Origin of the sequence: Streptomyces sp. B6B3 (assembly GCF_039871525.1) — a bacterium.
Lineage (GTDB): Bacteria > Actinomycetota > Actinomycetes > Streptomycetales > Streptomycetaceae > Streptomyces.
In genome coordinates this window covers 47198-66535 of the sequence record NZ_JBDPLU010000007.1, presented here as the reverse complement: position 1 = coordinate 66535, position 19338 = coordinate 47198, and the positions used below count along the sequence as shown (strand labels likewise).

The 19338-nt window shown below is 74.0% G+C and carries 18 protein-coding genes and 1 pseudogene; 7 read left to right on the top strand and 12 right to left on the bottom strand.

Annotated elements, in window-relative coordinates; translation table 11 throughout:
- Positions 1 to 35: 35 nt before the first annotated feature.
- On the bottom strand, positions 36 to 2126 hold the full coding sequence (locus ABGB06_RS16660) for an acyltransferase family protein (protein WP_347589966.1): 2091 nt from the start codon (positions 2124 to 2126) through the stop codon (positions 36 to 38).
- Between the two features lie 61 nt (positions 2127 to 2187).
- Complete coding sequence (gene arsM, locus ABGB06_RS16655; protein ID WP_347589964.1) at positions 2188 to 2997, bottom strand: arsenite methyltransferase; 810 nt, start codon at positions 2995 to 2997, stop codon at positions 2188 to 2190.
- Positions 2998 to 3100: 103 nt separating this feature from the next.
- Between arsM and ABGB06_RS16650 the strand changes: the two genes are divergently transcribed.
- From ABGB06_RS16650 to ABGB06_RS16640, 3 genes and pseudogenes are all read left to right on the top strand, one after another.
- A complete protein-coding gene (locus ABGB06_RS16650; RefSeq protein ID WP_347589962.1) occupies positions 3101 to 3487 on the top strand; it encodes a metalloregulator ArsR/SmtB family transcription factor in 387 nt (128 codons plus the stop codon).
- A pseudogene (locus tag ABGB06_RS16645) lies at positions 3478 to 3750 on the top strand (phosphotyrosine protein phosphatase); the annotation flags it as partial. The gene ABGB06_RS16650 and the pseudogene ABGB06_RS16645, both read left to right, overlap by 10 nt.
- A gap of 32 nt (positions 3751 to 3782) precedes the next feature.
- A complete protein-coding gene (locus tag ABGB06_RS16640; RefSeq protein ID WP_347590468.1) occupies positions 3783 to 4256 on the top strand; it encodes an N-acetyltransferase family protein in 474 nt (157 codons plus the stop codon).
- A gap of 78 nt (positions 4257 to 4334) precedes the next feature.
- On the opposite strand, the gene glnA is transcribed toward ABGB06_RS16640, so the two are convergent.
- On the bottom strand, positions 4335 to 5750 hold the full coding sequence (gene glnA, locus ABGB06_RS16635; RefSeq protein WP_347589960.1) for a type I glutamate--ammonia ligase: 1416 nt from the start codon (positions 5748 to 5750) through the stop codon (positions 4335 to 4337).
- 241 nt (positions 5751 to 5991) lie between these two features.
- Between glnA and ABGB06_RS16630 the strand changes: the two genes are divergently transcribed.
- Complete coding sequence (locus tag ABGB06_RS16630; RefSeq protein WP_347589958.1) at positions 5992 to 6459, top strand: RDD family protein; 468 nt, start codon at positions 5992 to 5994, stop codon at positions 6457 to 6459.
- A gap of 217 nt (positions 6460 to 6676) precedes the next feature.
- The gene (gene thrS, locus ABGB06_RS16625; protein WP_347589956.1) at positions 6677 to 7921 is read left to right on the top strand and encodes a threonine--tRNA ligase; all 1245 of its coding nucleotides are present in this window, start codon (positions 6677 to 6679) and stop codon (positions 7919 to 7921) included.
- Positions 7922 to 7976: 55 nt separating this feature from the next.
- On the opposite strand, the gene ABGB06_RS16620 is transcribed toward thrS, so the two are convergent.
- The 4 genes from ABGB06_RS16620 to lipB all read right to left on the bottom strand — a co-directional run bounded on the left by ABGB06_RS16620 (position 7977) and on the right by lipB (position 11035).
- Positions 7977 to 8693 (bottom strand): DUF4191 domain-containing protein, encoded by a 717-nt coding sequence (locus tag ABGB06_RS16620; protein ID WP_347589954.1) that lies wholly within the window; start codon positions 8691 to 8693, stop codon positions 7977 to 7979.
- 118 nt (positions 8694 to 8811) lie between these two features.
- On the bottom strand, positions 8812 to 9012 hold the full coding sequence (locus tag ABGB06_RS16615; RefSeq protein WP_347589952.1) for a hypothetical protein: 201 nt from the start codon (positions 9010 to 9012) through the stop codon (positions 8812 to 8814).
- Between the two features lie 115 nt (positions 9013 to 9127).
- Positions 9128 to 10087: a lipoyl synthase gene (gene lipA / locus ABGB06_RS16610; RefSeq protein WP_347589950.1), complete on the bottom strand. Its 960-nt coding sequence runs from the start codon at positions 10085 to 10087 to the stop codon at positions 9128 to 9130.
- Between the two features lie 132 nt (positions 10088 to 10219).
- The gene (gene lipB, locus ABGB06_RS16605; RefSeq protein ID WP_347589949.1) at positions 10220 to 11035 is read right to left on the bottom strand and encodes a lipoyl(octanoyl) transferase LipB; all 816 of its coding nucleotides are present in this window, start codon (positions 11033 to 11035) and stop codon (positions 10220 to 10222) included.
- A 209-nt stretch (positions 11036 to 11244) separates the two neighbouring features.
- On the opposite strand from lipB, the gene ABGB06_RS16600 reads away from it, so the two are divergent.
- Positions 11245 to 12831, top strand: coding sequence for a regulator (locus ABGB06_RS16600; protein ID WP_347589948.1), 1587 nt, complete (start codon positions 11245 to 11247; stop codon positions 12829 to 12831).
- Positions 12832 to 12919: 88 nt separating this feature from the next.
- Here the strand turns inward: ABGB06_RS16600 and ABGB06_RS16595 are convergent, their stop codons facing one another.
- The 3 genes from ABGB06_RS16595 to ABGB06_RS16585 all read right to left on the bottom strand — a co-directional run bounded on the left by ABGB06_RS16595 (position 12920) and on the right by ABGB06_RS16585 (position 16101).
- Positions 12920 to 14302 (bottom strand): FAD-dependent oxidoreductase, encoded by a 1383-nt coding sequence (locus ABGB06_RS16595; protein ID WP_347589947.1) that lies wholly within the window; start codon positions 14300 to 14302, stop codon positions 12920 to 12922.
- 233 nt (positions 14303 to 14535) lie between these two features.
- Positions 14536 to 15528, bottom strand: coding sequence for a TIGR01777 family oxidoreductase (locus tag ABGB06_RS16590; protein WP_347589945.1), 993 nt, complete (start codon positions 15526 to 15528; stop codon positions 14536 to 14538).
- A 54-nt stretch (positions 15529 to 15582) separates the two neighbouring features.
- On the bottom strand, positions 15583 to 16101 hold the full coding sequence (locus ABGB06_RS16585) for a DUF4240 domain-containing protein (RefSeq protein WP_347590466.1): 519 nt from the start codon (positions 16099 to 16101) through the stop codon (positions 15583 to 15585).
- Positions 16102 to 16239: 138 nt separating this feature from the next.
- Between ABGB06_RS16585 and ABGB06_RS16580 the strand changes: the two genes are divergently transcribed.
- The gene (locus ABGB06_RS16580; RefSeq protein ID WP_347589943.1) at positions 16240 to 17211 is read left to right on the top strand and encodes an SDR family oxidoreductase; all 972 of its coding nucleotides are present in this window, start codon (positions 16240 to 16242) and stop codon (positions 17209 to 17211) included.
- A 147-nt stretch (positions 17212 to 17358) separates the two neighbouring features.
- On the opposite strand, the gene ABGB06_RS16575 is transcribed toward ABGB06_RS16580, so the two are convergent.
- Together ABGB06_RS16575 and ABGB06_RS16570 are read right to left on the bottom strand one after the other, a co-directional pair.
- A complete protein-coding gene (locus tag ABGB06_RS16575) occupies positions 17359 to 18366 on the bottom strand; it encodes a YafY family protein (RefSeq protein ID WP_347589941.1) in 1008 nt (335 codons plus the stop codon).
- 271 nt (positions 18367 to 18637) lie between these two features.
- Positions 18638 to 19261, bottom strand: a complete 624-nt coding sequence (locus ABGB06_RS16570; RefSeq protein WP_347589939.1) for a GntR family transcriptional regulator — start codon at positions 19259 to 19261, stop codon at positions 18638 to 18640.
- Between the last annotated feature and the right edge of the window lie 77 nt (positions 19262 to 19338).

The following is a 19338-nucleotide window of genomic DNA, read 5'->3' as shown; positions in this document are numbered from 1 at the left end:
GCGAACTTACTGCCTCCGGGCGTGTACGGGCGGTGTCACCGGGACGAAGAGATGCCTCTGTGACCGGCGGTCCAGAACCCCGAAGCGCCGGGCAGTTCGGCGAGCCGGGCGCCGAGCACCGGCGCGAGCGCCGCGGCGTAGGCGTCGTTCAGATGGTTGTCGTCCCGGTAGACCAGGGTGTCCGCCACCACCACCGGACAGGTCCCGGCCGGGGCGCAGAACCAGGGCAACGGGTCGATCACCGTGGCGCCGGCGGCGCGCGCCGCGCCGGCGGTCCACTCCCGCTGCGCCACGTTCCGCAGCGCGTGCGGCAGTTCGTTGGTGCACCGCTCCAGGCGCAGCGGATGCCGGGCCGCGCAGTCGACCGGATCGCCCGTCGGCCAGGGGGTGTCCAGGATGACGGCCACCTCGCCGGCGGCCCCGGCCAGGGCGCGGAACGTCTCCCGGTAGCCCGCCGACCACTCCGCCGCAGGATCGTCGACGGGCTCCGCCAACGCGCCGTCGTCCGACGAGGAGGCCAACACCAGCGCCGGCCGCAGCTCCGCGATGTCGTCGAGCGCCGCGGCGCGCCACTCGTCACACGCCTCGTACGGCTCGCCCTCCTTGATCGTCGTCACCGCGGCGAGCTTGCACGACGCCTTGGTCAACGAGACCAGCCGCCAGCCGCGTTCCCGCGCGATCCGGTCCAGGGCGGGGAACCACTGGGCGGCGTGCGAGTCGCCGAAGAGCACCACCGTCCGCTCCGCGTCGGGGTCGCCGTAGACGCACGTCGGCGTCTCCGTTCCCGACCTGCCCACGTGACACTCGTCCTCGTACACGGCGGAGCGCACGCCCCTGACCTCGTGGAGGGCGGGGGAGAGGTTGCTCGGCACCCTCGACTCCGCCGTCGCCAGCAGTTCGGTCAGCCGCCGCTCCGGATCCGGCGCGGTCGCCACCACGTCGTTCAGCGCCGTCGCGGCGCCGCCGGACGCGATCTGCGGCGGGAACGCGGAGGCGGTCACGGCCAGCGCCGCCGCCCCGGCCGACAGGCCGAACCCGAGCCCCAGCGCCCGGCGCGGCCGGCGGCGCAGCACGGGGTGGAAGCGCACCGGGTCCTCCACCAGACGCAGCGTCAGCCAGGCCAGCCCGAGCGCCGCCGCGCACAGCGGCAGCGACAGCGCCACCCCGGCCGGTCGGCCCAGCGCCGCGGGGCCGATCAGCAACGCCGGCCAGTGCCACAGGTACCAGCCGTAGGACAGCCCGCCCAGCCAGACCGCCGGCCGCCGGCCCAGCAGCAGGCCGGCGCCGCCCCCGGCCGGCGCGCAGCCGCCGGCGATCACCGCCGCCGTGCCCAGCACCGGCAGCAGCGCGTGGTGCCCGGGAAACGGCGTCGCCTCGTCGAACCACACCGCCGCCGCCAGCACGCCGGTCAGCCCGACCCAGGTCAACGGTCCGGCGACCGCGGCCGGCAGCCGCGCCAACCGGTCCGCGCCCAGCGCCAGCAACGCGCCGGCACCCAGCTCCCAGATCCGGGTGTGCGGGCCGAAGTAGGCCCAGGAGGCCGCGTCCGCGGTGGTCGCGACGCTCAGCCCGAACGACGTCGCGCACACCGCCAGCGGCGCCACCGCGACCCACCGCCGCCGCCCCCGGGCCAGCCACCAGCTGCCGGCCAGCAGCAGCGGCCACCCCAGGTAGAACTGCTCCTCGACCGCCAGCGACCAGAAGTGCTGGAACGGGGACGGCGGTTGGCCCTCGTCGAGATAGTCCGTGCCGGCGCTCGCCAGCCGCGCGTTCATCCCGTACAGCGCACTGGCCAGCGCGTCGCCGGCGTACTCGGTGAACCGGACCTTCGACAGGAACAGCCACGTGCCGGCCAGCGTGGTCAGCGCCACCAGCGTGGCGGCCGGCAGCAGCCGCAACACCCGCCGGGCGTAGAACCGCCGCAGCGACACCCGTCCGGTGCCGGCCAACTCCCGGGTCAGCGAGGCGGTGATGACGAAGCCCGAGACCACGAAGAACACGTCCACGCCGACGTAGCCGCCGCGCAGCCACCCCACTCCGGCATGCGACACCACGACCAACACGACCGCGACCGCCCGCAGCCCCTGCACGTCCAGCCGAGTCCCCGGCCCATCAGATTCCGTCACATTCCTACGAGTCCCACCGGATTCGTAGAAAACACCTGTGGGCCGCCTCGCCCGCTCGGCCTCAGGAGCCGCAGCAGCGGTTCGTCGTGGTCACGGCCGAACTGGTGGCGGGCTCGGTGGTGGTGGGCTTGGTGGCGCGGATGATGGCGGAGTGCATGCCGTCGGCGACCTCGTGGGTGGGGGCGATGTCGATGTCCGTGAAGCCGGCCGCGGCCAGGCCGGCGCGGTACTCGGCGAAGGAGAGCGCGCCGGCGATGCAGCCGACGTAGTCGCCGCGCTCGGCGCGCTGTTCGGCGGTGAGATGGTCCTCGGCGACGACGTCGGAGACGCCGATCCGGCCTCCGGGGGCCAGGACGCGGAACGTCTCGGCGAAGACGGCGGGCTTGTCGACGGACAGGTTGATGACGCAGTTGGAGATCACGACGTCGATGGTGTGGGCGGGCAGCGGGATGGCCTCGATGGTGCCCTTGAGGAACTCGACGTTCGTCGCGCCGGCCTTCTCCCTGTTGGCCAGGGCGAGGGCGAGCATCTCCTCGGTCATGTCCAGGCCGTAGGCCTTGCCGGTGGGGCCGACGCGGCGGGCGGAGAGCAGGACGTCGATGCCGCCGCCGGAGCCCAGGTCCAGCACCCGCTCGCCCTCCCGGAGCTCGGCGACGGCGGTGGGGTTGCCGCAGCCGAGGGAGGCGGCGACGGCCTCGGCCGGTAGCGCGTCGCGTTCGTCCGAGCCGTAGCGGGTGGAGCCGAAGTTCTCGTCGAGCTCGGTGGCCTGCGGGTCGCAGCAGGCGCTGCCGCCCGCGACCGAGACCTTGAGAGCCGCCGCGGCGTAGCGCTCGCGGACGGTCTCGCGCAGGTCGGTGGTCTGCTCGGTCATCACTCACTCCTCTTGACGACGAGCCTGTCCAGACGGGACCAGGCTGTATCGATGTTCTTGAAACCAGCTTGCACGGTGAATCGAAAGGCGTCAACATAGAAGCATGTCGAAACAGGAGCTCGTGGTGCTCGACCAGGCCGGGACCGGATCCTGCTGCCCCGGGCTGGCCGCGGCCCCGTTGGACGAGGGCCGGGCCGCGGAGCTGGCCAGGGTGTTCAAGGCGCTGGGCGATCCGGTGCGGCTGCGGCTGCTGTCGATGATCGCCTCGCGGCGGGGCGGCGAGGTCTGCGTGTGCGAGATGACGCCCGCGTTCGAGGTGTCCCAGCCGACCATCTCCCACCACCTGCGGCTGCTGCGCCAGGCCGGGCTGATCGACTGCGAACGCCGCGGTACCTGGGTGTACTACTGGGCGCTGCCCGAGGCGCTGGCCAGACTGTCCGCCCTACTCCAGGCACCCACCGCGCCCGCCGACGCCGTCGACCGGCGGTGACGGGGGCCATGCGGGAGGTCGGCGTCGGCCTCTCCGCCGAGACGCCGAAGGTCCTCACCGTCCAGGCGGTGCGGTCCTCGGACGTGGTGATCACGATGGGCTGCGGGGACGCCTGCCCGGTCCTCCCCGGCAGGCGGTGCCTGGACTGGACGCTGCACGACCCCGCCGGCCGGAGCGTCGAGGCGATCCGGCCGATCCGCGACGAGATCCGGCTGCGCGTCCGCGGCCTGCTCGCCGAACTCGACATCCGGGAGCGGGCGTGAGCGCCCCGGCGACCGGCGTGCGCGTTGCCGCGATGGGGCCGGAGCACGCCGCGCAGGTGCTGGCCATCTACCAGCGGGGCATCGACGAGGGCGACGCCACCTTCGAGACCGTCGCCCCGACCTGGGAGGCCTTCGACGCCGCCAGACTGGACGCCCACCGCCTGGTCGCCCTGGACGCCGCCGGCGGGGTGCTCGGCTGGGCCGCCGTGGTGCCGGTCTCCAGCCGCCGCGCGTACGCCGGGGTCGTCGAGCACTCCGTCTACGTCCACCCCGACGCCCGCGGCCGCGGCGTGGGGCTGGCGCTGCTGACCGCCCTGCTCGCCGAGACGGAGGCCGCCGGCATCTGGACGGTGCAGTCCGGCATCTTCCCCGAGAACGCCGCCAGCCTCGCCCTGCACCGACGGGCCGGGTTCCGGGTCATCGGCACCCGCGAGCGCATCGGCCGCCAGCACGGCCGGTGGCGCGACGTCGTGCTCGTCGAACGCCGCGCGCCGACCGTCGACTGACCGCCCCGGCGCGGCCACAGACGCGACCGGGGGTGCGCCCTCGCGGACGCACCCCCGGTCATGGGGAGGAAGGGCAGCTCACACGTCGAAGTAGAGCTCGAACTCGTGCGGGTGCGGGCGCTGGGCCATCGGGGCGATCTCCTTCTCGCGCTTGAAGTCGATCCACGTCTCGATGACGTCCGAGGTGAAGACGCCGCCCGCCAGGAGGTAGTCGTTGTCCTCCTCCAGGGCCTCCAGCACGGCCGGCAGGGAGGCCGGGACCTGCGGGAGGTCGGCGTGCTCCTCGGGGGCCAGCTCGTAGAGGTCCTTGTCGATCGGCTCGGCCGGCTCGATCTTGTTCTTGATGCCGTCGAGACCGGCGAGCAGCATCGCCGCGAACGCCAGGTACGGGTTGCAGGACGGGTCGGGCGCGCGGAACTCGACGCGCTTGGCCTTCGGGTTGGAGCCCGTGATCGGGATGCGCATCGCCGCGGAGCGGTTCCGCTGCGAGTAGACCAGGTTGACCGGGGCCTCGAAGCCCGGCACCAGCCGGTGGTACGAGTTGACCGTCGGGTTGGTGAACGCCAGCAGCGACGGCGCGTGCTTCAGCAGACCGCCGATGTAGTAGCGGGCGGTGTCCGACAGGCCGGCGTAGCCCTGCTCGTCGTAGAACAGCGGGGTGCCGTTCGACCACAGCGACTGGTGGCAGTGCATGCCGTTGCCGTTGTCGCCGAAGATCGGCTTCGGCATGAACGTCGCGGTCTTGCCGTTCCGCCAGGCGACGTTCTTGACGATGTACTTGTAGAGCATCAGGTCGTCGGCGGCGGCCAGCAGCGTGTTGAACTCGTAGTTGATCTCGGCCTGTCCGGCGGTGCCCACCTCGTGGTGCTGGCGCTCGACCTTCAGGCCGGCCTTCATCAGCTCCAGGGTGATCTCCGCGCGCAGGTCGGCGAAGTGGTCGACCGGCGGGGCCGGGAAGTACCCACCCTTGTACCTGACCTTGTAGCCGCGGTTGCCGCCCTCCTCGATGGAGCCCGTGTTCCAGGCGCCCGCCTCGGAGTCGATGTAGTAGTACCCGGCGTTCTCCCGGGTCTCGAAGCGCACGTCGTCGAAGACGTAGAACTCCGCCTCGGGGCCGAAGTACGCGGTGTCGGCGATGCCGGAGGAGGCCAGGTACGCCTCGGCCTTCTTCGCCACGTTCCGCGGGTCGCGGCTGTACGCCTCGCCGGTCACCGGGTCGTGGATGAAGAAGTTGATGTTGACGGTCTTGTCCTTGCGGAACGGGTCCAGCCGCGACGTCGACAGGTCGGGGACGAGCGCCATGTCGGACTCGTGAATGGCCTGGAAGCCGCGGATCGACGACCCGTCGAACATCATGCTTCCGTTCGGATCGAAGCTCTCGGCCGGGACGGTGAGGTGCTGCATGATGCCCGGCAGGTCACAGAAGCGGACGTCGACGAACTTCACGTCCTCATCCGCAATGAACTTCTTGATCTCGTCGGCGTTCTCGAACATCCGGTGTCCTCCTCGGCCCGCCGCCTGGACGGGGAATCTGCAGCTCGGGGTACGGCCCGGCACGCGGGCCTGCCGGGGCCGACCCTAAAGACACGCCATTTCTCAAGGATGACCCGGTTGTTTCGCCGATGTTAACCAGATCGCACGCCCCCGACCGGTCAACGAACCGGGCAACGGGGCCACCGGCGCCCGCCCCCCGGCCGCGCGCCGGACAGCGGGACGACCGCGCTACCGTGGCTGCATGGAAAAGCGGCAGGCTATCGGTTCCTGGCTGTCCGGCCCGCGCGCGGCGGCCGAGGACATGGGGGTGGACCTCGGTTACCGGGGCCAGCGGCTCGGCCTGCCCGAGGACGGTCCGGGGTCGATCGCCTCGTTCGGCCGACGGCTCGGCGCGATCGTCGTCGACTGGGCGCTGTGCACCCTGATCGCATACGGTCTGATCGCCGACGGTCAGCCCGCCACCGCCAGCAACTGGACGCTGATCATCTTCCTCGTGATGGGCGTGCTCACCGTCGGCACCCTCGGCGTCACGCCCGGCAAGCGGCTGCTGGGCATCCGGGTCGTGCACGTCGGCGGCGGCCGGCTCAGCTTCCCCCGGGCGGCGCTGCGCACGCTGCTGCTGTCCCTCGCCGTGCCCGCGCTCGTCTGGGACCGGGACGGCCGCGGCCTCCACGACCGCGCCGCGCAGTCCGTCCAGGTGCGCGGCTGAGCCGCGCCCGGGCCGCGCGCCGGCCCTAATCACCCGGCGGGCGAGACCCGTCGGGTGCTAGCGTGGCACCCATGCAGCGTGCCGCGATGACGACGACGCCGGACCACGTCCCGGCGCGCTGACAGCTGACCAGTCGAAGGCCCCGGGGCGAGCGCCCCGGGGCCTTCGCCATGTCCGCCCGGTGGTCGCCCGCCCTCCCGTGTGCGAGGAGACCACGATGCACGACCACCGCAGGCTCGGCCGCGAGCTCGACCTGTTCGACACCGACCCGCTGATCGGCGCGGGACTGCCGTACTGGCTGCCGGACGGCGCGACCGTGCGGCACACCCTGGAGGAGTACGTCCGGGACGCCGAGCGCCGCGCCGGCTACCGGCACGTCTACTCGCCCGTGCTGGGCAAACGCGAGCTGTACGAGATCTCCGGGCACTGGGCGCACTACCGCGACGACATGTTCCCGCCCATGGACCTCGGCGGCGAGCAGGTGGTGCTGCGGCCCAGCCTGTGCCCGCACCACGCCCTGATCTACCGCTCCCGCGGCCACAGCTACCGCGAGCTGCCGCTGCGCATCGCCGAACTGGGCGGCATGTACCGCTCGGAGCTCTCCGGGGTGCTCGGCGGCCTGACCCGGGTGCGGGCCATCCAGCTGAACGACGCGCACGTCTTCTGCACCCTGGACCAGGTAGCCGCCGAGGCCACCGCCGCCCTGGGGATGATCCGCGCCGCCTACCGGGCGATCGGTATCCGCCCGGCCAGGTACCGGCTCTCGCTGCCAGGACCCGCGGGCAAGTACGTCGCCGCACCCGAGAAGTGGCGCCGTTCCGTCGAACTGCTCACCGAGGTGCTCGACCGCTCCGGGCTGCCCTACGAGGCGGCGGAGGGCGAGGCCGCGTTCTACGGGCCGAAGATCGACGTGCAGATCGTCGACGGCGCCGGCCGCGAGTCCACCCTCTCCACCGTCCAGGTCGACTTCCACCAGCCGGAGCGGTTCGACCTGAGCTACGTCGGCGCGGACGGCGCGAAGCACCGTCCTGTCATGGTGCACCGCAGCATCATCGGCAGCGTCGAGCGGGTGGTGGCCCATCTCGTCGAGGCGCACGGCGGCGCGTTCCCCGCCTGGCTCGCGCCCACCCAACTCGTCGTGCTCCCGGTCTCCGAGGCGGAGGCGCCCCGCGCCGCCGCGCTGCTCGCGCGCTGCGCCGAACGGGGGCTGCGGGCCGAACTCGCGGGACCCGAGGGCGGCAGCCTGGGCGCCCGGATCCGGGAGGCCAGGCTGGTGCCGTACCAGGCCGTCGTCGGCGCCAGGGAGGCGGAGCACGACCACGTCGCCCTGCGCCTGCGGGACGGGCGCCGCCTCGACCCGCTGCCCGCCGCGGCGGCCGTGGACCGGATCGCCGCGCTGGTCGCGGCGCACCGAGTCGACCTCTGGGACGACGACGGGGTGGACGACCGGCAGGCGGGGTGAAACGACGGCGGGCCGGCCCGCGGGCCCGCCCGTGCCGAACGCCGCAGCCGAACGCCTAGCGGCCGCGCCGCTGGATGTTCCCCTTCGGCATCCGCATGCCCTTGGGCATCGGGCCCTTCGGGATCGGCATGTTCTTCATCAGGTCGCCCATCGCGCGGAGCCGGTCGTTCACCTCGGTCACGCGCGGTCCCGCCAGCACCTTCGGGTACTTCATCACCGTGGAGCGCAGCTTCTTCAGCTCCACCTGACCCTCGTCGGTGCCCACGATCACGTCGTGCACCGGAACGTCGGACACCACGCGGTTCATCCGCCGCTTCTCGGCGGCCATCAGAGTCCGCAGCCGGTTCGGGTTCCCCTCGCCGACCAGCACCACGCCGAACTTGCCGACCGCCCGGTGCACCACGTCCTGGTTCCGGTTGATCGCCACGGCCGGGGTGAAGGCGATGCCGCGCTTGACGTTCTCCAGCACCGCCGCGGCCGCGCCCGGCTGGCCCTCCATCTGGCTGAACGCGGCCCGCTCGGCGCGCCGGCCGAAGACGATCGCGGTGGTCAGCAGCGCGACGAGGAAGCCCAGGATGCCCAGGAAGATGGGGTGTCCGAGGAGGATGCCCAGGGCCAGGATGATCCCGAACGTGCCCACGAAGACGGCCGAGATGATCCAGCCGATCCAGCGGTCGCCCCGCCGGGTCATCTTGTAGGTCAGGCCGATCTGCTTCAGCCGACCCGGTTCGGAGTCCGGTGCCGGGTCCTGTGCCTTGTCCTTCCGCGCCATGCGGGTCAGTGTACGGTGCCCCGGCGGCCCGCCGGACCGCGCGGTGGCCGTGGGTGTGCGGCGTCTGGCGAGGGCCCGGATACTCCGGAGTACCCGGGCCCTCGCCGCGCGCGATGCCCTACAGGGCGCGGAGCGACCGCTCCGCCTCGAAACGGGCGGCGGCCCGCTCCCGGTCCTCCTGAACCGCGGCCCAGGCGTTGCGCAGCGCGGTCTCCCGGCGGCCGCGCAGCAGCCGCTCCTCCAGCGCGCGGAGCGCCCGCAGGGCGGTCACCTGCTCGGTCCTGGTCGTGGTGGTCGTGACGGTGTTGCTGGCCCCCATGGCCGGTCCCTCCCCGGGCGGCGATTCGAACAATGAATCCATTGTCCAGGAGGGGAGTTACCGACCGATGACCACGGCGTCAAAAGTCGCCGTGAGACGCGTCACCACAACGTCGTCAGGCGGCCTGCGACGGCAGCCCCGAGCCCGCCTGCGCGCGCTGCTCCACCGCCTGCCGGTACAGCCGTCCGGCCCGGTACGAGGAGCGCACCAGCGGCCCGGACAGCACGCCGGAGAAGCCGATCTCCTCAGCCTCCTGCCGCAGCTCCACGAACTCCTCCGGCTTCACCCAGCGCTCCACCGGGTGGTGCCGCGGCGTCGGCCGCAGGTACTGGGTGATGGTGATCAGCTCGCAGCCGGCCGCGTGCAGGTCGCGCAGCGCCTGGCTGACCTCCTCGCGGGTCTCGCCCAGGCCGAGGATCAGGTTCGACTTGGTGACCAGGCCGTCCTCGCGGGCCAGCCGCAGCACCGAGAGCGAGCGGTCGTAGCGGAACGCCGGGCGGATCCGCCGGAAGATCCGCGGCACCGTCTCGACGTTGTGCGCGAGCACCTCGGGCCGGGAGCCGAAGACCTCGGCCAGCTGGTCGGGCTCGGCGTTGAAGTCCGGGATCAGCAGCTCCACGCCGGTGCCGGGCAGCAGCTCGTGGATCTGCCTGACCGTCTCCGCGTAGAGCCAGGCGCCGCCGTCCGGCAGGTCGTCGCGCGCGACGCCGGTGATGGTGGCGTACCTGAGCTCCATCTGCCGCACCGACTCCGCGACCCGGCGCGGTTCGTCGCGGTCCAGCTCCGCCGGGCGACCGGTGTCGATCTGGCAGAAGTCGCAGCGCCTGGTGCACTGCTCGCCGCCGATCAGGAACGTCGCCTCGCGGTCCTCCCAGCATTCGAAGATGTTGGGACAGCCGGCCTCCTGGCACACCGTGTGCAGGCCCTCGCGCTTCACCAGGCCCTGCAGCTCGCGGTACTCCGGGCCCATGACCGCGCGGGTCTTGATCCACTCCGGCTTGCGCTCGATCGGGGTCTGGCTGTTCCGGGCCTCGAGGCGCAGCAGCTTGCGCCCCTCGGGTGCGACAGCGGACACGTCCGGCTCCCTACCACTTTCGATTCCTCGGCGAACCCCAGCGTACGCCTGTTGTTTCACCGGTGCTCCGCCGGCCAAGCCCTCGACTCCGCGGCCTCACGCCCGGCCCACGCCGGCACGCGGCCGGCGCGCTCAGACGGCGCGCGGCAGCGGGACCGTGGTCTCCAGCACCGCCCGCAGATGCTTCTCCAGCACGGGCAGCACCTCGGCGACCGAAACCGTCCGCCCGGCCTCCTGGGACAGCGAGGTGACCCCGGCGTCCCTGATCCCGCAGGGCACGATCCGGTCGAACGAGGTGATGTCCGGGTCGCAGTTGAGCGCGAAGCCGTGCATGGTGACGCCCTTGGCCACCCGGATGCCGATGTTGCACAGCTTGCGGTCCTCGCGACGCTGGCCGGCGTTCGACGGCGCGTACTCGGGGCCGCAGAGCCGGGGGTCGAACTCCTCGTCGTTCAACCGCGGGTCGAAGTCCAGCGACAGGCCGCCCACGCCAGGACCGCCGAGGGGCCGTCCGGCGTCCACCGAATCGCCCAGCACCCACACGCCGCTGCGGCCCTCGACCCGGGTGGTGCCGACCCCGAACTCCTCGCACACCCGGATCACCGCCTCCTCGAGCCGGCGCACGTGGGCGATCACGTCGACCGGCCGCGGCAGCTTCAGGATCGGGTACCCCACCAGCTGGCCCGGACCGTGCCAGGTGATCTTCCCGCCCCGGTCGACGTCCACCACCGGGGTGCCGTCCAGCGGGCGCTCGCTGTCCTCGGTGCGCCGCCCCGCGGTGTACACGGCCTGGTGCTCCAGCAGCAGGCAGGTGTCCGGAATCTCGTCGGCGAACCGGGCGGTGTGCACGCGCCGCTGCTCCTGCCAGGCCGCGTGGTACTCGACGGCTTCCACGCCGAAGCCGAGACGGACAAAGCGCAGCTCGCTCGATGGGCTCGCGTCGCTCACGACGGTTCACTCTCCTCAAGGCACACGCGCACGACGGGCGCGCCTGAATGCCTCAGACCACTGTACGGCCGTCCCGAAGCTGATCCCCAAGGGCCCTCGCCCTCACACATACGGATGAATCCTCGGCGCGAGCGGCGATGCGGCACTGCAGGACCGTTACATTCACGCCGTTCCAGCCGCACGCCGTAAGGCAGGAGACCGCTTCGCTGATGTCCACGGAACGACCCCGAGGCTCGACCTCGCCGCAGCCCGGCCCCTCGCCGCAGCGCACCCCGAACCGCCAGCTCGCCGCGCTGATCGCCGAGGCCGGATTCTCACACGCCGGGCTGGCCAGAAGAGTGGACCAGCTCGGCCTCGAACACGGTCTGGACCTGCGTTACGACAAGACGTCGGTCACCCGCTGGCTGCGCGGCCAGCGGCCCCGCGGCACCACTCCGGCGCTGATCGCCGAGGTGTTCACCCGGCGGCTCGGCCGCCGGCTGTCCGCCCAGGACCTCGGCCTGGAGGCGTGCGCCCCGGTCTACGCCGGCCTGGAGTTCGCCGCCAGCCCCGCCGAGGCGGTGGACATCGTGGCCGGGCTGTGGCGCAAGGACTCCGGCAGCTACGCGGAGCTCCGCAAGATCGCCTTCACCCCGGCCGGCCTCGTGGTGCCCAGCCGCGACTGGCTGATCGGCCGCCCGGACGAGCGGGTCGCCCGCGGCGAGCCCGCCGCGCCGGGCGCGGGCCCGGGCGGCGCCCCGGGACCCGGGCCGGTCGGCCGGGTGCCGGGGCAGTCCCGCGGCGCGGTCCGGACGGTCGGGCAGCCGGGCGCCGCCCGTCCCGGGCCGCCGGGCGCCGCGGCGGCGGTGCTGCCCAGGCCCAGCCGCCTGGACCGGGTCGAGCGCGGTCCCGGACAGCGGGTGACCGCGGGTGACATCGCGGCGCTGCGCTCGGTGGCCGAGCTGTTCCGCACGCTCGACCAGGCCTACGGCGGCGGCCACGCCCGGCAGGCCCTGGTGCGGTACCTGGAGCACGAGCTGGAGCCGATGCTGCGCGGCACGTACGGCGAGCAGACCGGGAGGCGGCTCTTCTCGGCCGCCGCCGAGCTGACCCGGCTGGCCGGCTGGACCGCGTACGACATCGCCGCGCACGGCCTGGCCCAGCGGTACTTCGTGCAGGCGCTGCGGCTGGCCCAGGCGGCGGGCGACCGCTCGTACGGGAGCTACGTGCTGGTGTCGATGAGTCGTCAGGCGGTGTACCTGGGGCACGGCCGGGAGGCCGTGCAACTGGCCCGGGTGGCGCAGCAGGGCATGGCCAGCTCGGCGGTGCCGACCGTGCAGGCGCTGCTGCACGCGGTCGAGGCGCGCGGGCACGGGCTGCTGGGCGAGGTGCGGTCCTGCACCGCCGCGCTGGCCCGGGCGGAGCGCGCCCTGGAGGCGGCGCGGCGGGCCGAGGACGTGCCGCCCTGGGCGCGGTTCTTCGACGAGGCGCAGCTGGCCGACGAGCTCGGGCACTGCCACCGCGACCTCAAGCAGTACCGGGCGGCGGCCCGGCACGCGGAGCGCTCGCTCCAGCTGCGCTCGCCCGCGTACGCCCGGAGCCGGCTGTTCTGCCGGGTGGTGCTGGCGTGCGCCCGGCTCGGCCTGGGCGATGTGGAGCAGGCGTGCGCGCTGGCGGCCGAGGCGGCCCAGCAGGCCACGGAGATGCGTTCCGCGCGCGCCCACGAGTACCTCCAGGACTTCGAGCGTCGCCTGGAGCCCTACCGCGACGCCGCCCCGGTCCGCGCCTACCGCGAGCGGACCGCGGCCCTGGTCTGACCCCCGATCGCCGGCCATGCCTCCCCGCCGGCGCCCGCGGCCCCGCCCATGTCCAGGGCGGGGCCCGGGCGGGGCGGGCGCGGGGACGTCACGCCGCCGGCGTGGCGGCGAGGTCGCCGGGCGGTTCCTGGCCGGCGTCCGCGAGCAGCGCCCGCGCGGCGCGGGTGGCCGAGCCCAGGTCGCCGAGCAGCCCCGGGACGTCGCGGTGGTCGCCGCAGACGTACAGGCCGTCGATGAGCCGCGTGGTGCGCGCGGGAGCGTACGGCGGCGCCAGCAGCGGCGCGGCCAGCGGGTCGTGGCGCACGGACAGCAGCTCCCACTCGTCGGCCGGGGCGCCGTGCAGCTCGGTCAGCTGCGGCCGCGCCGCCTTGTCCAGCAGCTCCGCCGGCTCGGCCGCCCGCGGCCCGAGCACCACCGACGTCACCAGCGTCCGGCCCTCCGGCGCGCGTGCCGGATCGGCCGCGGACGCGGCCACGCTGTACGCCACGGGGCCGCGTCCGGCCGTGTCCACCAGCAGCGCGGGCCCGTGCGGCGTGCCGGGCGGCGCGCCCGGCACCGCGTGGTGCAGCACCGTCGCGGGGCCGTGCGGCGTCCGGCGCAGCCCGGGCAGCAGCCGGGCCGCCTCCGCCACGCCGGTGGCCACCACCACCGCCCGGCAGGGGATCGACCCGCGCTCGCCGTCCGCGCGTTCGGTCTCCACCGCCGTGGTGGCGACCCGTACCGCGCGGGTGCCCGTGCGCACCGTGACGCCCTCGGGCAGCCCGTCGACCAGCAGCCGGGTCAGCGCCCCCGCCGCCGGCAGCGCCAGCCCGTGCCGGGCGAAGGCGCGCAGCCGCAGGTCGCTCTGCCGGCTGGAGGTGACCAGTTCGGGGTCGCCGAGCAGCGCGGCCAGCAGCGGCCGCAGGGCCCCGCCGGCGATCCGGTCCGGGATGTCGCGGGCGCGCAGCGCCGCGGCGGCCGTCAGCTCGGGGCGGGCGTGCAGCCGCTCGTCCGGCAGGCCGCTGAACCGCGCCAGGTGGGCGCGCAGCCACACCCGGTCGAAGTCGGCGGTCGCCTCGGCGGGCGCGTCGTCCTCCGGCGGCGTGGCGTCCCCGAGCCGGAGGACGCCGGCGGCGCCGTGCAGCGCCACCCCGCCGGACAGCCGACACAGCGGCAGCGGGCGCGGCAGCAGCCCGAGCGCTCGCCGGTCGGCGACCAGCGGATGTGCGGAGCGGTCGAGGAGGAAGCCGTCGCGTCGCTCGGTGGCCAGCCGGCCGCCGAGCTGGTCGGTCGCCTCGGCCACGGTGACCGCGAGGCCGGCGGCGGCGAGGTGGCGCGCGGCGAGCAGCCCCGCCGGGCCGCCGCCCACGACGACGACGTCGGCGGACTCGGCCCGTTCCGAGGCCGGGCGGCGGTCCGCGTGGCGTTGGATGAGACGGTTTATGTGCGGGTCCTTGTGGTGACCCGTGTCGCTGGTCCGGCTGCCTGGCACGTGCCCCTCCCGGGTCGGCGGTCGGTGCTTCCGAGCGGCGGAAGTCGCAGGCTGTGGGTGAGCCTCTCGAACTGATGCCCGCTCATCGGCCGGGAAATCACGGCGCGGGGGACCTTGTCGGTCAAAAGAACCACATTCCCCCAGACCAGCGGCGGGGGAGCGACCCCGAGGACGCGGACCGGCGCACGGGCGCACGCCCGGGTCACGGTGCGTCCCCGAACGGGTCCACGGGGTCAGCGCGGCCGGGCGAGCGCGGCCCGCAGCGCGTCCTCCACCGTCGGGTGGGCGAACGAGAAACCCGCGGCCAGCAGGCGGGAGGGCAGCACCCGCTGGCTGCCGAGCACGTCCTCGGCGAACTCGCCCAACACCAGGCGCAGCAGGGGCGCGGGGACCGCGAAGACCGTCGGCCGGTGCAGCACGCTCCCCATGGCGCGGGTGGCGGCGCGGTTGGTGACCGGCTCGGGTCCCGTGAGGTTCACCGGGCCCGACAGGCCCCCGTCCAACAGGAAGCGGAGCGCCGCGATGTGGTCGTCGAGCGAGATGACGCTCCAGTACTGCCGCCCGTTGCCCAGCCGGCCGCCGAGCCCGGCGCGGAAGATCGGGAACAGCCGGCCCCACGCGCCGCCGGACCTGGCCACCACCAGGCCGGTGCGGGCGAACGCCGTCCGCACACCGGCGTCGGTGGCGGGCGCGGCGGCCGCCTCCCACTCCTGGCACAGGTCGGCCAGGAAGCCGGTGCCGGCCGGCGCGTCCTCGTCGACGGGGGTCTCGCCGGTGTCCCCGTAGTAGCCGACCGCGCTGCCGCACACCAGGGTGCGCGGCCGGGCGGAGTCCGGCAGCGAGGCGAGCGCCGCCGCGATCGCCGCGGTGCCGAGCACCCGGCTGTCCCGCAACTCGCGCTTGTAGCGCTCGGTCCACCGGTGCTCGGCCACCCCGGCGCCGGCCAGGTGCACGACGGCGTCGCAGCTCTTCAGCGCCCCGGCGGTCAGCTCCTGCCGGCGCCCGCTCGGATCCCACTCGGCCTCGTCGTCGGCCCGCGGCGGGCGCCGCACCAGCCGCACGACCTCGTGCCCGTCCGCGCGCAGCGCGGTCACCAGCGCCGAGCCGATCAGCCCCGAGGCGCCGGTGACGGCGACGCGCCCCGGGCCGCCGGGGGAGGAGCCGGCGGCGGAGTCGGGGGACGAACCGGGGGACGAGCCGGGAGCGGGGGAGTCGGGAGTGTCCATGGCGTCATCCTGCTGGATGCTGGTGACCGCCGCCACGCAGGGGGTGCCGGGGCGTCAGATGCGGAACCGGGACCACAGGCGGGGATAGGCGGCGGTCAGCACGTTCGGGTCCTCCAGGTCCAACGGCCGCCCGGTCGGCTCCTCGGACGGCTCGTCGAGGCCCAGGTCGGGCAGCTCGTTGCCGGTCAGCCGTTCGTAGGCGTCGAACGACGCGTACCCCACGTCCTCCGCCTCCCCGTCCCGCCGCGGATCGAAGCGGTCGAGCAGGTCGGCGAGCGCGTCCGGCTCGTGCAGGGTGCCCTCGAACACCCGGCGGCCCTGGCTGATCAGCCAGCAGCGGAAGTTCTCGAAGGTGTCGTCGGAGGCGCCGTCCAGCAGTACCCAGGCGGCGCCCCACACGTCCCAGCGGTAGGCCCGGTTGAACCGCGCCTCGAAGTGCCGGGCGAAGTCGATGACGGAGTCGGGGTCGAGCCCGGCCAGCCGGTCGACCAGCAGTTCCGCGTGGGTCACCGGATCGCCGTCCGCGGCGTCCCGGGTGCCGTCCACGATCTCCCAGAAGTCCGTCTCGTCCATCACGGCTCCAGCATCGGCGCTGCGGCATCCGGCCGCACCCCGTGGCACGGGGCCGAGGGTCGCCGGGAAAGCCGGACAGGAGATGTCGGGATTAGCTGCGAGCGTCGTCCCGAACGCCACTTTCGGAAGGACGCACGCGTGGAACAGCAGCAGGACACCCGGGAACACGACGACCAGCCGGGGCCGCTGGCCGGACGGATCGCGCTGGTGGCCGGGGCGACCCGGGGGGCCGGCCGGGCGATGGCCGTGGAACTGGGCCGGTCGGGGGCGACCGTCTACGTGACGGGACGGACCACCCGCACGCACACCAGCGAGATCGGCCGCAGCACCGAGACCATCGAGGAGACCGCGGAACTCGTCACCGCGGCCGGGCAGGAGACCGGCGGCACCGGGATCGCGGTGCCCACCGACCACCTGGAGCCCGAGCAGGTGCGGGCGCTGACCGAGCGCATCGACCGGGAGCAGGGCCGGCTCGACGTGCTGGTCAACGACGTCTGGGGCGGGGACCACCTGCTGGAGCACCCGTTCCGCGGGAAGATGTGGGACCAGGGGCTCGACACCGGTCTGCGGATGCTCCGGCTCGGCGTCGAGACGCACATCGTGACCAGCCACTACGCGCTGCCGCTGCTCACCCGCCGGCCGGGCGGGCTGGTGGTCGAGGTGACGGACGGCACCGCCGAGTCCAACCGGGCCTACCGCGAGCACTTCTACTACGACCTGGCGAAGACCGCGCCGATCCGGATGGCCCTCGCGCTCGCCGAGGAACTGCGCGACCTGGGCTGCACCGCGGTCTCGCTGACCCCGGGCTTCATCCGCTCCGAGGCGATGCTCGACACCTACTTCAAGGTGACCGAGGAGAACTGGCGGGAGGGGATCAAACAGGAGCCGACCTTCGCCGTCTCCGAGTCGCCGGTGTTCGTCGGCCGGGCGCTCGCCGCGCTGGCCGCCGACCCCGACGTCGCCCGCTGGAACGGCCAGTCGCTGTCCAGCGGCCAACTCTCCAGGGAGTACGGCTTCACCGACGCCGACGGCTCGCAGCCGGACTGCTGGGCGTACATCTCCGAGGTGATCCACGGCGGAAAGGAGGCCGACGCGGCGGAGTACCGGTGAGCCTGCCGCTCGGCGATCAGCACTGAGCCGCCCCCGGGCGCCGCGGCGCCCGGCCGCCCGACGCGTGGCCGGGCCCGTGGGCGACTCCCGTGCCGGTCCCCGCGTCACCCTCCGTCCGGCCGTCCCGCTGGACCACCGCCCGCCTCGTCATCCGCCGTCGGTGGGCCGGCGGCGGTAGTGCGCTGCCGCGCGGGCCGTGGCGTCGGCGAGGCGGGTGCGGAGGGTGGGCGGGGCGAGGACCTCGACCTCCGGGCCGAGCCCGAGCACCTGGGTGTAGGCGACGTCCTCGGACTCGACGGGCAGGGTCACGGTGACCAGGCCCTGCTCGTCGGGTGGGCCCGCGGCGGCCAGCGCCTCCTCGGCGGCCGTCCGGTCGGTGACGTAGCGCAGCGCCCGGGTCCCGGCCGCGGTGAGCCGCACGGTCACCTCGTCCCGCAGGATCGAGCGGGCGAAGGCGGCCGCCCGTTCCGCCCAGAACCCGGGCAGATCGAAGCTCTCGTCGCGTTCGAAACGGGTACCCGTGTCCGTCGCCCGGGTGAAGCGGTCCACCCGGTACACCCGGTAGCCCCGGTGGCCGCCCGCCGGGTCGGGCACCCGGGCGGCGAGGTACCAGACGCCGGCCTTCAGCACGAGACCGTACGGCTCCAGCGTCCGGCGCACCTCGGGCTGGTCGCCGCGTCGGTAACCGACGTCCAGCCGCAGGTCGTCCCACACCGCCTCGGCCACCGCGGGCAGCAGCGCGGGGCTCTCCGGCGGCTGCCACCAGCCGGGGGCGTCCAGGTGAAAGCGTTGCGCCGCGGTCTGGTGCGCGTCGCTCAGCTCGGGTATCAGCGCCGCCGACACCTTCAGCCGGGCGGCGGAGGCGGCGTCGGCCAGGCCCATCTCGCGCAGCGCCGAGGGCACGCCCGACAGGAACAGCGCCTCGGCCTCGCTGCGGCCTAGCCCGGTCAGCCGGGTGCGGTAGCCGCCGATCAGCCGGTAGCCGCCGGCACGGCCCCGGTCCGCGTAGACCGGCACCCCCGCCTCGGAGAGCGCGGCGACGTCCCGCGTCACGGTGCGTTCGGAGACCTCCAGCTCCTCGGCCAGCTCCGCGGCGGTCATCGCCCGTCGGGCCTGGAGCAGCAACACCATCCTGATCAACCGGGCCGCGCGCATGCGCCCATGATCCATGATGGCGCGGATCCCCCCGGCGACCGGCGGCGACCACCGTGAGGGCCGGGCCCCGTGCTTCGGCGCGACGTACGGGACCCGGGCCTCGGGCGGGGAGCCACACCACGGGCAGGACAGGCACATGTGGTGCGGCTCGCCTTACGGGAAAGACTCTGACACTGATCGATGATCGATCAAAGAGGTTGAGGCGAAAAAACCAGCGAATCGGGGAAATTGGCATCCCGTGCCAGACGTCGTCGCAGCTCAGCCGCGAGGTTCAGGCACGCGGTGCACAGTTCATCACGTGCTCCTTGACCAGCTCGCCGATGCGGGGATCGCGTCGCACGAAGGCGTCGATGAGGTCCTGGTGCTCCTCGGCGTACGACTGCTGCCGGGTGCCGAGCCAGCGGATGGAGAGTGCGGTGACGATCTCGATGCCCAGCGACTCCCAGGTGTGCAGCAGCACGCTGTTGCCGGACGCCTTGACCAGCTCACGGTGGAACGCCACCGTGTGGCCGACCTGCGCCTCCGCGTCGCCGGCCCGGTCGGCCCGCTGCAGCGCCGCCACCTCGGGGGCCAGCGCGGAGACGTCCTTGGCCAGCCGCTCGGCGGCGAGTTCGGCGGCGATCTGCTCCAGGCCCGCCCGGACCGGGAAGATCTCCTCCAGGTCGGCGGCGGTGAGGGCGCGCACCCGCACGCCCTTGTTGGGCGACGACTCGATCAGCCGGAGCGACTCCAGCTCGCGCAGCGCCTCCCGCACCGGCGTCTGGCTGACCTGGAGCTCGGTGGCGATCCGGCGTTCCACGATGCGCTCGCCGGGCTGCCAGCGCCCGCTGACGATGCCCTCCACGATGTGCTCGCGGATCTGCTTGCGCAGCGAGTGGACGACGGGCGGGCTCATCTCGGTGCTCCTTCCTGCCGCGCGCGGGGCGCGCGGGACGGCCGCGCCGACCGGGTGGCCACGGTCGGGCGTACGGG

What these genes read in the sequence shown, in the direction of transcription:
- arsM (WP_347589964.1), bottom strand. Translation starts at nt 2,997, where the DNA reads ATGACCGAGCAGACCACCGACCTGCGCGAGACCGTCCGCGAGCGCTAC.
- ABGB06_RS16650 (WP_347589962.1), top strand. Translation starts at nt 3,101, where the DNA reads ATGTCGAAACAGGAGCTCGTGGTGCTCGACCAGGCCGGGACCGGATCC.
- ABGB06_RS16640 (WP_347590468.1), top strand. Translation starts at nt 3,783, where the DNA reads ATGGGGCCGGAGCACGCCGCGCAGGTGCTGGCCATCTACCAGCGGGGC.
- glnA (WP_347589960.1), bottom strand. Translation starts at nt 5,750, where the DNA reads ATGTTCGAGAACGCCGACGAGATCAAGAAGTTCATTGCGGATGAGGAC.
- ABGB06_RS16630 (WP_347589958.1), top strand. Translation starts at nt 5,992, where the DNA reads ATGGAAAAGCGGCAGGCTATCGGTTCCTGGCTGTCCGGCCCGCGCGCG.
- thrS (WP_347589956.1), top strand. Translation starts at nt 6,677, where the DNA reads ATGCACGACCACCGCAGGCTCGGCCGCGAGCTCGACCTGTTCGACACC.
- ABGB06_RS16620 (WP_347589954.1), bottom strand. Translation starts at nt 8,693, where the DNA reads ATGGCGCGGAAGGACAAGGCACAGGACCCGGCACCGGACTCCGAACCG.
- ABGB06_RS16615 (WP_347589952.1), bottom strand. Translation starts at nt 9,012, where the DNA reads ATGGGGGCCAGCAACACCGTCACGACCACCACGACCAGGACCGAGCAG.
- ABGB06_RS16600 (WP_347589948.1), top strand. Translation starts at nt 11,245, where the DNA reads ATGTCCACGGAACGACCCCGAGGCTCGACCTCGCCGCAGCCCGGCCCC.
- ABGB06_RS16590 (WP_347589945.1), bottom strand. Translation starts at nt 15,528, where the DNA reads ATGGACACTCCCGACTCCCCCGCTCCCGGCTCGTCCCCCGGTTCGTCC.
- ABGB06_RS16585 (WP_347590466.1), bottom strand. Translation starts at nt 16,101, where the DNA reads ATGGACGAGACGGACTTCTGGGAGATCGTGGACGGCACCCGGGACGCC.
- ABGB06_RS16575 (WP_347589941.1), bottom strand. Translation starts at nt 18,366, where the DNA reads ATGCGCGCGGCCCGGTTGATCAGGATGGTGTTGCTGCTCCAGGCCCGA.
- ABGB06_RS16570 (WP_347589939.1), bottom strand. Translation starts at nt 19,261, where the DNA reads ATGAGCCCGCCCGTCGTCCACTCGCTGCGCAAGCAGATCCGCGAGCAC.